17 protein-coding genes are annotated in these 14,062 nt (G+C 41.1%); all 17 read right to left on the reverse strand.

Annotation, left to right across the window (positions count from 1 at the left end):
* Positions 1 to 13: 13 nt before the first annotated feature.
* Positions 14 to 376, reverse strand: coding sequence for a chorismate mutase (gene aroH / locus LC036_RS05565; protein WP_226580024.1), 363 nt, complete (start codon positions 374 to 376; stop codon positions 14 to 16).
* Positions 376 to 1,458 carry a 3-dehydroquinate synthase gene (aroB, locus tag LC036_RS05570; protein WP_226579330.1) on the reverse strand — a complete coding sequence of 361 codons (1,083 nt, stop codon included), beginning with the start codon at positions 1,456 to 1,458 and terminating at the stop codon, positions 376 to 378. Before aroB ends, aroH begins: the two co-directional genes overlap by 1 nt.
* Positions 1,458 to 2,627, reverse strand: a complete 1,170-nt coding sequence (gene aroC, locus LC036_RS05575) for a chorismate synthase (protein ID WP_226579332.1) — start codon at positions 2,625 to 2,627, stop codon at positions 1,458 to 1,460. The genes aroB and aroC overlap by 1 nt, the downstream gene beginning before the upstream one ends.
* Positions 2,628 to 2,780: 153 nt before the next feature.
* Positions 2,781 to 3,551, reverse strand: coding sequence for a CheR family methyltransferase (locus LC036_RS05580; RefSeq protein ID WP_226579334.1), 771 nt, complete (start codon positions 3,549 to 3,551; stop codon positions 2,781 to 2,783).
* 349 nt (positions 3,552 to 3,900) lie between these two features.
* Positions 3,901 to 4,347 (reverse strand): nucleoside-diphosphate kinase, encoded by a 447-nt coding sequence (gene ndk / locus LC036_RS05585; protein ID WP_226579336.1) that lies wholly within the window; start codon positions 4,345 to 4,347, stop codon positions 3,901 to 3,903.
* Between the two features lie 90 nt (positions 4,348 to 4,437).
* Entirely contained in the window at positions 4,438 to 5,409 is a 972-nt protein-coding gene (gene hepT, locus LC036_RS05590; protein ID WP_226579339.1) for a heptaprenyl diphosphate synthase component II, read from the reverse strand.
* Between the two features lie 16 nt (positions 5,410 to 5,425).
* Positions 5,426 to 6,133 carry a demethylmenaquinone methyltransferase gene (menG, locus tag LC036_RS05595; protein WP_226579341.1) on the reverse strand — a complete coding sequence of 236 codons (708 nt, stop codon included), beginning with the start codon at positions 6,131 to 6,133 and terminating at the stop codon, positions 5,426 to 5,428.
* Positions 6,134 to 6,135: 2 nt separating this feature from the next.
* Positions 6,136 to 6,939 (reverse strand): heptaprenyl diphosphate synthase component 1, encoded by an 804-nt coding sequence (locus LC036_RS05600; protein WP_226579344.1) that lies wholly within the window; start codon positions 6,937 to 6,939, stop codon positions 6,136 to 6,138.
* 86 nt (positions 6,940 to 7,025) lie between these two features.
* Positions 7,026 to 7,250: a trp RNA-binding attenuation protein MtrB gene (mtrB, locus tag LC036_RS05605; RefSeq protein WP_226579347.1), complete on the reverse strand. Its 225-nt coding sequence runs from the start codon at positions 7,248 to 7,250 to the stop codon at positions 7,026 to 7,028.
* Positions 7,251 to 7,443: 193 nt separating this feature from the next.
* Positions 7,444 to 7,716: an HU family DNA-binding protein gene (locus tag LC036_RS05610; protein WP_008638574.1), complete on the reverse strand. Its 273-nt coding sequence runs from the start codon at positions 7,714 to 7,716 to the stop codon at positions 7,444 to 7,446.
* A 361-nt stretch (positions 7,717 to 8,077) separates the two neighbouring features.
* Complete coding sequence (gene spoIVA / locus LC036_RS05615) at positions 8,078 to 9,556, reverse strand: stage IV sporulation protein A (protein ID WP_226579350.1); 1,479 nt, start codon at positions 9,554 to 9,556, stop codon at positions 8,078 to 8,080.
* A 299-nt stretch (positions 9,557 to 9,855) separates the two neighbouring features.
* The gene (locus LC036_RS05620; protein WP_226579353.1) at positions 9,856 to 10,584 is read right to left on the reverse strand and encodes a hypothetical protein; all 729 of its coding nucleotides are present in this window, start codon (positions 10,582 to 10,584) and stop codon (positions 9,856 to 9,858) included.
* 14 nt (positions 10,585 to 10,598) lie between these two features.
* Positions 10,599 to 10,796 (reverse strand): DUF2768 family protein, encoded by a 198-nt coding sequence (locus tag LC036_RS05625; RefSeq protein WP_226579356.1) that lies wholly within the window; start codon positions 10,794 to 10,796, stop codon positions 10,599 to 10,601.
* A gap of 195 nt (positions 10,797 to 10,991) precedes the next feature.
* Positions 10,992 to 11,249, reverse strand: coding sequence for a stage VI sporulation protein F (locus LC036_RS05630; RefSeq protein WP_226579359.1), 258 nt, complete (start codon positions 11,247 to 11,249; stop codon positions 10,992 to 10,994).
* Positions 11,250 to 11,310: 61 nt separating this feature from the next.
* Positions 11,311 to 12,351 (reverse strand): NAD(P)H-dependent glycerol-3-phosphate dehydrogenase, encoded by a 1,041-nt coding sequence (locus LC036_RS05635; RefSeq protein ID WP_226579363.1) that lies wholly within the window; start codon positions 12,349 to 12,351, stop codon positions 11,311 to 11,313.
* A gap of 24 nt (positions 12,352 to 12,375) precedes the next feature.
* Positions 12,376 to 13,686 (reverse strand): ribosome biogenesis GTPase Der, encoded by a 1,311-nt coding sequence (gene der / locus LC036_RS05640; protein ID WP_226579366.1) that lies wholly within the window; start codon positions 13,684 to 13,686, stop codon positions 12,376 to 12,378.
* A 186-nt stretch (positions 13,687 to 13,872) separates the two neighbouring features.
* Complete coding sequence (locus LC036_RS05645) at positions 13,873 to 14,058, reverse strand: capping complex subunit for YIEGIA (RefSeq protein ID WP_226579369.1); 186 nt, start codon at positions 14,056 to 14,058, stop codon at positions 13,873 to 13,875.
* Positions 14,059 to 14,062: the final 4 nt, after the last annotated feature.

Consider the following 14,062-nt stretch of genomic DNA (forward strand, 5'->3'; position numbering starts at 1 on the left):
AAAAGAACTCCTCTCAACTCTTTAAATCTGGTCGCAATTGTTTAGCATCGTAGTGATAGATATGTTTCACTTGTTTCTGCTCCATATCCGTCTGTACTGTAACCATAACACGGATGCATTTAGGAAGGCTGCCCGTCACTGGGATTTCCCTCATACACATAACGGGTACATAGGTCCATCCGTCCATCCCCCTCAAGCATTTAGCCGGAAAGGTATCATCTATATCATTGGTAACTGTAAAGTAAACGGATACCACATCTTCTGCTTTTATATGATTCGATGATACCACATCTTCCATTAACTCCAGAGATCTGGCTATAATTTCTTCGCTCTCGTTACGGTCCACAGTTGTAGCTCCACGTACACCCCGGATCATCATCTGCTGCTCACCTCACGAATTAATAAATTCAATTGGCTACTAATTTCATGATCTTCCATTTGTTCCACACAAGGCGATCCTGTGCTTTCCAATAAAACAAAGTTAATCATTTGATTCACCGTTTTCTTATCCCATTTCATCCGCTCAACCATTCGCTCAGCGTCGATGCGTCCAAAAACCGAAAGCGGGTAGTTATTCATTTCCAGCCAGTCTACATACTCTTCGATGGGTAAAGCAGCACCTTTATGTTTTTCACTAAGTTTAAGTGCGAATAACAGACCAAGTGCTACTGCTTCTCCATGAGTAATCTCACCATAACCTAGTTCTGCCTCAATGGCATGTGCAAGTGTGTGCCCTAAATTTAAATATTTTCTTATGCCCGCTTCTTTTTCATCCTCCTCCACAATGGAGGCCTTGACACGAATACCCTTCATTAAATCGGTTTTCATCTCTTCGTTTGTCAAGTCACTTAAGGATCTTTCAAGCAGACGACGGCACCAATGAGCGTCGCTCAAAAAAGCGTGTTTAATTACCTCTCCATAGCCGGATCGTTTTTCTTTTTCGGGCAGCGTAAGGAGCGTTTCTATATCATAAACCACCATTTTCGGGTTATAGAAACTGCCAATTAAGTTTTTGCCCATGGAATGATTGATCGCTACCTTTCCGCCTACGCTGCTGTCGTGAGCAAGAATAGTTGTAGGGATTTGTATATAATCAACACCTCTTAAGTACGTTGAAGCGGTAAAGCCCGCAAGGTCACCAACCATACCTCCCCCAAGAGCAACAATCAGGGAGTGACGGTCCAGCTGGGCTTCTATACATCTATTTAACAACTCTTCATATTGTGCCATACATTTAGACGCTTCACCGCTAGGAACAACAGCTGTTGAAACCCTGGTTTTTTTCTCCAGGGAATTCTTCACATCTTCCAGATAATGTTCAGCCACCCTATCGTCAGTGATCACAAGTGCGTTTGCATATTCCTTGTTCAGCAAGTCAAGTAAGTTATGACGGATCCCCTCGCCTACGAACACATCATAATCATGTGAACTTGCTTGAATCTTTATGGAAGAGGTCATTAAAATTCCCTTATTTCTCTGCGGTAGTCATCTACAGCACGTTTTAAACGAGGGAAATAATCCGAAGGGAATTCTTCGGTGATTGCCTTAGCTAATTCAAACGCTACAATATGCTCCATGACAACAGAAGCTGCTGGAACGGCACAGGAATCTGAACGTTCAATACTTGCATTGAAGGGTTCTTTAGTTTCAATATCTATACTCTGAAGTGGTTTATACAAGGTAGGAATAGGCTTCATTACACCTTTAACGACAATTGGCATACCAGTTGTCATTCCCCCTTCAAAGCCACCAAGACGATTCGTACGACGGTAATACCCTCTTTCTTCACTCCAAAGAATTTCATCGTGAACCTGGCTGCCATTTCGACGGGCTGCTTCAAAGCCGATTCCGAATTCAACACCTTTATATGCATTGATACTCATGACGGCTCCCGCAATCTTAGAGTCCAGTTTACGATCATACTGAACGTAAGATCCGATCCCTGCCGGCATTCCTTCCACGTAAACTTCTGTGACACCACCAATGGAATCTCCTTCTTTTTTAGCTTCATCGATGGCATGCATCATTTTTTCTGCAGCAGCTTCATCGAAAGTTCTGACTGGAGAGGCTTCAGAAATATCTCTACGTTCAGCCAGCGTTAAGTTTTCATCTACATCACTTACAATTCCAGCTATTTCTCTTACATAACCAGTTACCTCTATACCTAACTCTTTAAGAAGAACCTTAGCTACAGCTCCTGCACCTACACGAGCAGCGGTTTCACGGGCAGAAGAACGCTCCAGAACATTCCTCATGTCCCGATGCCCATATTTCATCCCACCATTTAAGTCTGCATGCCCTGGCCGGGGTTTGGTTACTGTTCGACGAATTTTCTTCGTTTCTTCTGGAAGCGGGTCTTCTCCCATGATATCTGTCCAATGTTTAAAATCATCGTTATGTACAACGAGTGTGATCGGGGAACCAAGAGTGTACCCGTGTCTTACACCACTCGTGATTTCTACGAGATCTTTTTCTATCTGCATACGCTTGCCACGTCCGTAGCCGCCCTGGCGACGTAATAATGATTCGTTGATTTGTTCTTTTAAAAGAGGCAGATGCGACGGCATCCCTTCTAAGATTGTTGTCAGTTGTTTCCCATGTGATTCACCAGCGGTTAAGTAGCGCATAAAAAAAGTACCTCCTGTATAATAGCTCCTCGAATGTTTATCAAGGGTGTTATAAATTTTAGATACTACTATATCATATGGATGTGCATTTGTGACATCGAAATATCCGAATTTTTCACAAAAATACAAAAAAACATGAGCGAAACCTATAATTTAAGCTTTTTGATAGAAGAATGTATCAAACATTTTAAACCCAAACTGACCGGGCGAAAACATTTGCTCTGTACTCCCCACAAAGAATATACCTCTGTCTGTTAATGATTCATTAAAGGCGCGGTACATCCTTTGTTTCGCTTCGTCCGTAAAATAAATCATGACATTTCTACAGACGATTAAGTCACAATTTTGTTCATAGGGATCCGCAAGGAGATTATGCCTTTTAAACGTCACACTTCGTCTTATGTTTTCTTTAACTTTGAAATGCGGCCCTTCTTTCACAAAGTTTTTATGTTTCATAAATGTAGTTACTTCTTTTAGCGAGCGTTCGTGATAGACGCCGGTTTCTGCCTTTTCCAAAGCTTTCTGATCGAGATCTGTTCCTATAATGTCCACATCACTGAGAGACATGTGTTGATCTAAAATCATCGCAAGTGTATAAGGCTCTTCACCAGTTGAACAGGCAGCACTCCATATTTTCAAACGTTTTTTACGTCTTAAAAGTTCCGGGATAACTTTATTCTCCAGCACTTCAAAACGTTTGTGATTCCGATAAAATTCTGAGACATTAATTGTCATACGATCTAATAATTCATCCTTTAGCTGTGTGTCCCCCTCAAGAGCTTTATAATAACTATGAAAATCTTTATACCCCTTTTTGTCTCTTAAAGATGTTAGTCTGCGTTTCATTTGAGCTTCTTTATAAAGGGATAAGTCAACCCCTGTGTTTTTATGTATGTTACGAATAAAACTGGGATAATCCGACATCATCAGCCCCCTTCCCTTGTCTTTCGTCTTTATTAGATTACTCCACCCGCATACGCTTGTAAACAAGGATGACATCACAGAATAAGTATAAACATATTACAAATCCCAGGATTCTTCCGATCAGCCGATCTCCGTGAAGACTTTAAATAGAGAGTGGAGTCGATCTGATGTTACTTATTCATTCCTTTATTCTGTGAAGCAGGCAACTACATAGATTACTCCTTCGAAAATAAGAATGGGAAGAAGAAACCTTATGGAAGCAGTTTATCTAGGCAGCACTTACAATAACCTATTAAGGGACTGAACCATAAAAAAACCCACCTTCTATGAAGGCAGGTTTCAAATAAAATTAATAGACCCAGGTTAATTGATCTTTTTCATAATCGACTAGTTCATTTTGGTCAAAAAACAAACCAATTTCTCTTTCTGCACTTTCTTGCGAATCTGAGCCATGAATAACGTTTTTACTGACAGCGACACCATAGTCACCACGAATCGTACCAGGAGCTGCCTCTGCCGGTTTGGTTGCCCCCATCATTTGTCTTGCTGTAGAGATTACATTTTCGCCTTCCCATACCATAGCAAAAACCGGACCCGAAGTAATAAAGTCTACCAATTCTTTAAAGAAAGGTTTCTCTTTATGCTCTCCATAATGCTCTTCAGCGAGCTCATTAGGAATAGCCATCAACTTCGCTCCAGCCAATTTGAACCCTTTTCTTTCAAATCTTGCTGTAATATCTCCGATCAAGTTCCGTTGTACACCATCTGGTTTAACCATTAAAAAAGTCTTTTCCATGACAAACACCCCATCTTATGTATAGTCTGAAAGCGCTTTAGTAAGTGCCATAAAAAAGTCTACCAGACAATAGAAAGAAAGGCAATAGATTCATGCCCTTCTTTTTCCAATATACTTGGCAATCCCCTTCAACGTCTGCTTTGAGCGATTCGCCGGGAGTTTGGCAAGCGACTGATAGGCTTTTTTCAAATAACGGTCACTGACTTCCAATGATCGTTCAATCGAACCATTTGTTTGAATGGTATGAATTAAAGGCTTAAGCTCATCAGAGGTTAAGGATTCTTTCTTCTTGAAGGCTGCTTCAAGCTGTTTTTTAAACTCTAAGTCTTCCATAGAGAATAAGACGGGGAGGGTTATATTCCCTTGTAGAAGATCACTTCCTGCCGGTTTTCCGAGTTCTTTTTCTGAAGCTGTAAAATCAAGTACATCATCAATGATTTGGTAGGACATGCCTACATAATAACCGTATTTGTACAGCGCGCGCTCATAGTCTTCCCTGGCATGTGAAGCAATAGCACCTAAACGACAGCTGGCTGCAATCAAAAGAGCGGTCTTTCTTTTAATTCTCCGTAAGTACGTTTTTAAATTCTGATCAAAATTATATTTATCTTTGATCTGTTCAATTTCTCCCAAACATAGTTCTACCATTGTTTCGGCCAGAATTTGATGGGCTTTAGGATTCTCTAATTTAGAGAGGTTTTCTAATGATCGAGCGAATATGTAATCTCCGGTGTACATGGCAATTCTATTGTCCCACGCAGACTTAATCGTGGGTTGGCCCCGTCTTAACTCTGCTTCATCTATCACATCATCATGAACAAGTGAAGCTGTATGAATTAATTCTAAAGATACAGCTACAGCTTTCATACGATCAATGTCATACTCTCCAAACTTTCCTCCCAACAACACAAAAACAGGTCGGATTCTTTTTCCGCCCGCTTGTAATAATTGACTAGATGCTTGTCTTAGAACCATATTATCGGACTGAATGGTCTCATTTACCGCGTCCTCAATCACAGACAAATCATTTTTCAGAAATGAATAAATCATTGCTAATTTCATCGCAGTTCATCCTCAGTTATTCCTTTTGACCCATATGCATTGCGGCTACGCCGCCTGTATAGGATTTAACGGTTACCCTCGTAAAGCCAACGTCTTCAAACATTGTCTTCAATTCTTTATTACCTGGAAAATCTTTGGCTGATTCATGAAGCCAGCTGTATTCCTGATAACTTTTTGCAAAAAGCTTGCCAAACAATGGCATAATATTACCGAAGTAGAAATAATAAAGCTTTTTAAATACAGGATTAGTCGGCTGGGAGGTTTCTAAACAAACAACCTTACCACCCGGTTTAACAACCCGATACATTTCCTGTAGTACCTGCTTGTAATCAGGGACATTCCGCAATCCGAAGCCAATTGTTACAAAGTCAAACTGGTTGTCTTCAAAAGGCAGATCCATAGCGTTCCCATGTTGAAACTCTACTTGTTTTATTCTTTTAGCCAGCTTCTTTTTTATTCCTACTGACAGCATGTTCTCACTGAAGTCCAGTCCGATAACTTTCCCTTCCGGCCCGACTTCATCCGCAAGTGTCATTGTCCAGTCTCCCGTACCACAGCAGACATCCAGTGTGGTATCACCAGGTCGAACATTCATCCGCTTCATAACATCCTTCCGCCACAAGCGGTGCTGTTGAAAAGAGATGATAGAATTCATACTGTCATACCGGTTATATATTTTTTCGAATACGTGATGGACTCGCTCTTCTTTCGTTTGTGGTTCCATGTCTACCCTTCTTCCACTATCTGTGTTGGATTAAATTGGTGATGAATCGCTGCATGCACATAAGATTTCAGCCAGTTAAAATGAATTGGCAGCTGTGACACAGTCATTTCCAATCGATGAACATGACTTTGCAGCGTCTGTTCAATGTTCCCTAATACATGACCATTACTTCCAAGAATACCCGGACGTTTTATAAGAGCATCGATAAGAGGGGAGAAATTCCCTTCTTGATAGCTTCTTTTCTCTTCAAGTAGTTTTTTGGCTAACAGCCACTCGCCTGCCATATCGTTGATCGCTGTTTTTTGGACGTAAGCAGCTACCCTTTGTATCAGCAGTGACTCGATTTTTTTTATACCTTCTAAAAATTCCTGGAAAGAATCAACATCTTTATAATACAGTTCCATTTTAAGTTCATTGATTTCCTTGATAGCTCCTGCGAGCGTATGAATCATAGGAATGTCATCAAGCTTGGAAAGCAGGTAATAATAAAGACCACTATAATAATCACCAGCTAAGACAGTCAGTTGACGATTGCGAATGGTTTCCTGATCGTCCTCCTCATCCGAGAGGGTAACAAGATCATGAGTATCCAGGGCAATCTGGACAAGCATTGTTGTAATAATATACTGCTCTTTCTTTTCGTCTGACAGTTTGGTGTGATCCATAATGGAGGATAATATCACGAGCTTGTCCTCATCTATCGTCGGCTCAGGTATGAAACGAACCAAATAAGGATGGCGAACTTTGTCAGCAATTTTTTGTTTGAGTTGTTTAATGTCATTATCTGAAGAATTCAACGTGATCACCTGGTCCCTTCCTGAACACTATTAAACATTCCTATTATAGCACATTTCACAGGTCTTATCTTTTATGTATGTTTTACAGAGCGTGATCACTCTGCATCATTAGTCATTTCACCATGACTCGTTTGAATAACTGCTTTACCACGGACTTTGACGGCTGAAGTATGCTCGGTAAACTGAGCAATCATGACTTCCCCGCTGTCAAGCTTTTCTGAATGATGGAACCGGGTATCCGTCCCTCGAGTCAATCCGATGACATTCACCCCGTCTTCAAGCGCTTTAATAACAAAAAAATCATTATTGGATGTAGACATAATGGACAGCCTCCTTCTTTTATCCATACTATCTCTTACAAGGGAATCTTTGTCAAAGCATCCACCTTGGTTATTCGCTTATCAGCTTATCTCTAGTTGTTCTATGACCAGTATGACCTTACTTCAATGGTTTTACTATGAAAAAAAGAAAAAGGGTGCACATGCACCCTTTTTCCAAGCCCTATGTAGCTTATTATTTAACCGCGTCTTTAAGGGCTTTACCAGGTTTGAACGCTGGTACTTTGCTTGCGGAGATTTCGATTTCCTCTCCAGTTTGCGGGTTACGGCCTTTACGTGCCGCACGCTCACGAACTTCAAAGTTTCCGAATCCGATAAGCTGGACTTTATCACCGTCTTTAAGTGAATCCATGATAGATTCGAATACAGAATCTACAGCTTGAGTCGCATCTTTTTTAGAAAGATCTGCTTTTTCAGATACCGCATTAATTAGATCTGTTTTATTCATGACATTCACCTCCTCCCAAGAAGGTTAAACTCATTCAAGTAGCCTTGCAGCCACTTCAAATGTTTATTTAGGATCATCTTTTTGATGACAAGCCTTATAATAAACGAGTTTTCCACGAAATTCAATAGACAATCCTTTTAAAATCGCTTAACAACGCGTTTTACAAGCTGAATTACTCTTCATTTCACAAGAAGCTTAAGACAAAGTGATCGGCGGGACTAAGTTCTATAAACCCTGTCGTGACGGGGTTTATATCATTTTTCTTTATCTTTACATTGGTAAATACGACATCGCTTAGAAAAACTCCTCTTTTCCTTTTAATTTTTTCTGAAAAAAATTAAAAACGGCCCCCTCGGAGCCGTTATAGTATGATTGCAATCATCCCACCAGAGCCTTCGTTAATAATACGCTCCAGCGTTTCCTGTAACTTATATCGGGCATTTTCAGGCATTAATGCAAGTTTCGCCTGTATCCCTTCACGCACGATCGAACTTAAAGACCTCCCAAAGATATCTGAGTTCCAAATTGATAATGGATCCTCTTCAAAATCCTGCATCAAGTATCGGACGAGCTCTTCACTCTGTTTTTCTGTTCCGATAATCGGTGAAAATTCAGACTGCACATCTACTTTCACCATATGAATGGATGGCGCTACTGCTTTGAGACGAACTCCGAACCTGGACCCCTGCCTTATAATTTCCGGTTCATCCAAGGTCATATCCTCAAGACTTGGAGCAGCGATCCCATATCCTGTCTGTTTTACCATCTGCAGAGCATCAGCAACTTGATCGTATTCACGTTTTGCGTGAGAAAAGTCCTGCATAATTTCAAGCAAATGATCCTTCCCGCGAATTTCCTCTCCAACAATTTCTTTTAGTACATGATCATACAAGTGTTCTGGTGCCTGCAGATCAATTTCAGCTACACCCTCACCAAGATCCATTCCTGATATGTGTGCGCCTGTAATATACTCATATTGATCAAAATTCCCTACGACTGTATCCACATCACGGAGGCGTTTAATATCTTTAACTGTCTCCTCTATGGCATTTTGCAGATTACTGCGCAGCCAGTGTCGTGAATCAAGAACCATGACCCAGCTCGGCAGATTCACATTAACCTCAAGTACAGGAAATTCAAACAGCGCCTCTCTAAGTACGCTTTGCACATCCTGCTCTCTCATACTCTCTACAGATAAAGCAAGGCAGGGAATATCATATTTTTCGGCTAAATTTTTCCTTAATTTTTCCGTGTTAGGGTGATGAGGCTGGGCGGAGTTGACGATCATAATAAACGGTTTCCCTACTTCTCTTAATTCCTCAACAACTTTTTCTTCCGCTTCCACATAATCTGCACGGGCTATTTCACCAATGGTACCATCAGTAGTTACTACAATGCCTATGGTGGAGTGTTCCTGAATCACTTTCTGTGTGCCAATTTCCGCTGCTTCATGAAATGGAATAGCTTCCTCATACCAGGGAGTATGAATCATACGCGGACCATGTTCATCCTCGTACCCAATTGCCCCTTTAACTGCATACCCTACACAATCCACCATTCTCACTCGAATATCTAAATGGTCGTCAATATTGATATTGGCAGCTTGGTTAGGGACAAACTTAGGCTCTGTGGTCATAATTGTTTTCCCTGCCGAACTTTGAGGCAGTTCATCAAGTGCACGCTCACGCTCTGATTCTTCCTCCATGTTCGGTAAAACAACGAGTTCCATGAATTTCTTTATAAATGTAGATTTCCCAGTACGAACAGCTCCCACGACCCCTAAATAAATATCTCCATTCGTCCGTTTGGAAATATCACTGAAGATATCAACCTTTTCCAAAGGATCCCCTCCCAAATAAAATTTCACCATCATACAAGCCTAGACAATCTAATTCTATGACATTGTGCTAGTGAAATATGCCAGAAATAAATAAACTACGAAACGAGAACCTCTCCTACAAAAAAGTCATAGATTGATATAAAACAGGCATCGGAGAGATTAAATAAGTCTACAAGCACAGCTATAGAGTGGAATTTTTTTATTAGAAACATCGATCGAAAAGACCAAAACCGTGCCCGGACAAATTAAGCTATGTAAAAACCCGCTCCTCTATGCAAGGGGCGGGTTTTTTAAAAAAATTATGTGGAAGGTTTTTTTTCGGCAAAAACCGGCTCTCCATTCTCTACGGTGTAGGAAGTGGAATAGGCAGGAACAAAAGGTGTGTAATCCGTCAATAAGTACCGGATATCCTCCCCAGCCTCATAAGGATGGTCATTTTCTCTTAGATACGTGTATAAATCCTTTCGGTAGTCAATATACACCCGCCCTTGTTCATCAAGATAAACCGGAAGTTTATGCTCAGAGTAAGGACTATCGACCATCGGCTGTTCATCCATGCCTAATTTTTTATGATCGAGCTCGTACACCCCAGGAGCGATGAAATCTCCGAGAGGTGGATATGAATTATTTTCAGTATAAAATTTAACCTTTACCTGTAAAGATCGAACAGCTTCAGTTGTTCGAAGATCCAGAACTTTTACAGTTGGATCTGTTTCGGGATGGATAATAACATATTGGTAATGACCCCCGTTTTCAAAAGATGTGCCAGGCAGCTCACCTAATAGATTCAATTCTTTTAACTTGCTGAATTCAATGGGGTACTTTTGGAAAATAGGAGTGCTTTGTTCTTTTGTTTTTATTGGAAGCAGTCCATTCTTTTGTTCCTGATAAGTATCTACAGCATTCTGCACCATTTCCAGCTGCTGCTGGTTAGGTACCTGATTTTTTTGCAATCGTTCATTAGGATATAAGCAGCCTGTTAACAAGACCGCCAATAAAGGCAGTAGTAAAAATTGTAAACGATTCATACCATATCCCCTTTCTAAGCTGTTGGTCCACTGAAGACGATATAAAAAATGATAATTCCTCCGAAAATCATAAATACATAAGCAAAGAAAGCGACAATTCCCGCCAGTATCCCTCGCATTTTGTGTCTACTTAGATAAATCAATCCTATAGCAAGAAACAATGAAATGATCCCCGCAAATGATATGTACATATTGAGCATTGACTCTGACACCGTACTTCCTCCTTCATGCACATTTTGCTGATGGTATTATACCATATGTCAGAGGAAACCGACACAAAAAACCAGGGCAGACGAATGCCCTGGGTGACTAAACAATTCCCTGACCAGCTCATGTGTAATGATTGCTGCGTGTTATCTTATGCATACGAGTAAAGGACCGCCTCCTCAGACGCCCAAGAATCGTAATTATTTTAGAAATTTGCCTAACGTGTTCATATCAAGAGGCATGTTTTGCTTTGTGATCGCTTCGACAATTTTGTCTTCCTTCTGCTTAGATACATTCTTGTTTGCAATCTTAGCTAATTGACGCACAAGACGACGCACAGTCTTTTCATCGCTGAAATCTGCATTCTGAACGGAATTTGCTACGTCAAAGACATCCGCTGCGTCAATGTTCGCCTTTTTCTTCAAATGGTCAAAAATATTTTTCTGAAAATCACTCATGAACAGTTGACCTCCTCGTGCATTAGGTTCTGTGTAGTATATGCAGGGAGGTCGTGATGTGTCAGTCATTCATTTTTTCATCAAGAATATTCGTTAAATCTTCCATTTCATGTCTTCTGATACGTGTCATTAACTGATCGACAACATCTCTGGCCGGTTTATTTTCAAAAAGAATTTGATAAATGCCCGTTGTAATCGGCATCTCAACGCTTTGATCTTCAGCCAGTTGATAAGCGGCTTTGGTCGTGCGCACACCTTCAACGACCATACCCATCTCATCGAGCACCCGCTCAAGATCGTTTCCTTGTCCTAGTTTGTACCCGGCCCGCCAGTTACGGCTGTGTGCACTCGTACAAGTAACAATTAAGTCTCCGATGCCTGTAAGTCCAGAGAACGTTAAAGGGTTGGAGCCCATAGAAGTACCCAGACGCGCAATTTCGGCAAGGCCTCTCGTAATAAGCGCAGCTTTCGCATTATCCCCGTAGCCTAAACCATCTGAAATTCCCGCACCAAGAGCAATGATGTTCTTAAGAGCCCCTCCAAGTTCCACTCCGACGATATCAGGGGAAGTGTAGACCCGGAACTGTCTGTTAATAAAAAGATCCTGTACCTTTTCAGCGACCTCAAGTTTTTCAGCTGAGACGGTTACAGTTGTCGGCTGTCTGCGACTGACTTCTTCAGCATGGCTTGGGCCGGAAAGAACAACGATATCTTCATATAAGTCATTTGGAATTTCTTCTTTAATTACTTCTGATACACGCTTAAATGTACCCGGCTCAATTCCTTTAGAGGCATGGGTCAGGATAACTTTATCTTTTAATACATCTTTCAAGTCCCCGCAAACTTCTCTCATCGCTTTTGTCGGGACAACTAGAACAACATGTTCTGCCCCATCAACAACGTCTGCAAGGTTGTGGCTCGCTTGAATAGAAGGAGGGATTTCAATCCCCTCCAGATATTTTTCATTTTTGTGAGTTCGGTTGATTTCTTCGGCCAATGACTCACGATGGGCCCAGATATGGACATCGTTGTGATTATCGGCAAGAACTATGGCAAGGGCTGTCCCCCAGCTCCCTGCACCTAATACAGCTACTTTCCCCATATAACCTGCTCCCTTCGTTAACAGTTAACTCCTTTTTCTAGCAAAGATCTTAATCGGTGTACCTTCAAAGCCGAACGCATCTCGGATTCTATTTTCCAGAAAACGTTCATATGTGAAGTGCATCAGTTCCGGTTCGTTTACAAATACCACAAAACTCGGCGGTTTAACCGAAACTTGCGCCGCATAGAAGATTTTTAGTTTCTGACCTTTGATGGAAGGTGAAGGATTCATAGCCAGTGCATCCATAATCACTTCATTTAGAAGGTTTGTTTGAACCCGTTTAGAGTGATTTTCACTTGCCTCAAGCACTTTTGGTAAAAGAGTATGGATACGTTTTTTTGTTTTTGCAGATAAGAAAACAATTGGTGCATAATCAAGGAATCGGAAATTATCGCGTACTTTATCTTCAAATTCCTTCATCGTCTTCTCTTCTGAATCAATAGTATCCCACTTATTTACAACAATAACTACGGCCTTACCAGCTTCATGGGCATAACCGGCAATCTTTTTATCCTGTTCCTGTATCCCTGTATCTGCATCGATTAAAGCCAATACAACGTCTGAACGCTCAATAGCCTTCAATGCACGCATAATACTGTATCTTTCTGTGGACTCATAAACTTTCCCACGTTTTCTCATACCAGCCGTGTCGATAATGACATAATCACGATCATCCTTGGTAAAGGGAGAATCAATCGCATCCCTTGTAGTTCCTGCGATATCGCTGACTATTACTCTTTCCTGGCCAAGTAAGCTGTTGACGAGGGAGGACTTACCTACGTTTGGACGACCAATCAGGCTGAAACGAATCGTGTCATCATCGATTTCTTCCTGCTCTCTTTCAGGGAAATGTTTTACCACTTCATCAAGCATGTCACCTAAACCAAGGCCATGGGTCCCTGAGATAGGAAACGGTTCACCAAACCCTAACGAATAAAACTCATAGATGTTCTCTCTCATTTCAGGGTTGTCTACTTTATTAACGGCAAGCACGACCGGTTTATTGGATTTAAATAAAATCTTCGCTACTTCTTCATCGGCACCTGTTATTCCATCGCGACCGTTAACCATAAAAACAATAACGTCCGCTTCATCTATGGCAACTTGTGCCTGCGCCCGCATTTGGACAAGAAGTGGTTCGTCTCCAAGTTCAATCCCGCCTGTATCAATAATATTGAACTTTGTTGTCAGCCACTCGGCTTCTGAATAAATACGATCTCTTGTTACACCTGGCGTATCTTCTACAATGGAAATTCTTTCACCGACCAGCCGGTTGAAAATAGTTGATTTCCCGACATTAGGTCGTCCTACAATAGCAATTACTGATTTTCTCATGAAAGGATCATCCTTTCTCTATTTCTAATTTCATTATTTCATGTTTTGTCAGTAGTGAAAAGCAAAAAAAGACTGCTCTTCCACGGCTTGATGGTTCATCCGCCCATCATCCGAAGAACAGCAGCAAGCCATTAACTTTACTATCTTAGCAAACTTTGTGAAAAGACACAATTCTTTCTTGCATCCTCAATGTTTAACGATAATATACAACTGATCGCTCAGCCTGTGGGCAATTCCGTCCAGGATGGCTTCCAAATTAGCGGCTACTGCCTCCATCTCCTCTTTTGTATCACAATTGAAAACAGCGGCACTTCCATGAACTTTATTTTCCTGCATCGTTATGGAAGCTAGTATAGCTTTTTCCATTTTCATTGAA

It is taken from the genome of Halobacillus litoralis, assembly GCF_020524025.1.
GTDB classification, from domain to species: domain Bacteria; phylum Bacillota; class Bacilli; order Bacillales; family Halobacillaceae; genus Halobacillus; species Halobacillus litoralis_D.

Coding starts and splice junctions, on each gene's coding strand:
- menG (WP_226579341.1), bottom strand. CDS start 6,133: ATGGAACCACAAACGAAAGAAGAGCGAGTCCATCACGTATTCGAAAAA.
- LC036_RS05620 (WP_226579353.1), bottom strand. CDS start 10,584: ATGAATCGTTTACAATTTTTACTACTGCCTTTATTGGCGGTCTTGTTA.
- der (WP_226579366.1), bottom strand. CDS start 13,686: ATGAGAAAATCAGTAATTGCTATTGTAGGACGACCTAATGTCGGGAAA.
- aroB (WP_226579330.1), bottom strand. CDS start 1,458: ATGACCTCTTCCATAAAGATTCAAGCAAGTTCACATGATTATGATGTG.
- LC036_RS05610 (WP_008638574.1), bottom strand. CDS start 7,716: ATGAATAAAACAGATCTAATTAATGCGGTATCTGAAAAAGCAGATCTT.
- LC036_RS05645 (WP_226579369.1), bottom strand. CDS start 14,058: ATGAAAATGGAAAAAGCTATACTAGCTTCCATAACGATGCAGGAAAAT.
- aroH (WP_226580024.1), bottom strand. CDS start 376: ATGATCCGGGGTGTACGTGGAGCTACAACTGTGGACCGTAACGAGAGC.
- LC036_RS05635 (WP_226579363.1), bottom strand. CDS start 12,351: ATGGGGAAAGTAGCTGTATTAGGTGCAGGGAGCTGGGGGACAGCCCTT.
- LC036_RS05580 (WP_226579334.1), bottom strand. CDS start 3,551: ATGTCGGATTATCCCAGTTTTATTCGTAACATACATAAAAACACAGGG.
- mtrB (WP_226579347.1), bottom strand. CDS start 7,250: ATGTCTACATCCAATAATGATTTTTTTGTTATTAAAGCGCTTGAAGAC.
- ndk (WP_226579336.1), bottom strand. CDS start 4,347: ATGGAAAAGACTTTTTTAATGGTTAAACCAGATGGTGTACAACGGAAC.
- hepT (WP_226579339.1), bottom strand. CDS start 5,409: ATGAAATTAGCAATGATTTATTCATTTCTGAAAAATGATTTGTCTGTG.
- LC036_RS05630 (WP_226579359.1), bottom strand. CDS start 11,249: ATGAGTGATTTTCAGAAAAATATTTTTGACCATTTGAAGAAAAAGGCG.
- aroC (WP_226579332.1), bottom strand. CDS start 2,627: ATGCGCTACTTAACCGCTGGTGAATCACATGGGAAACAACTGACAACA.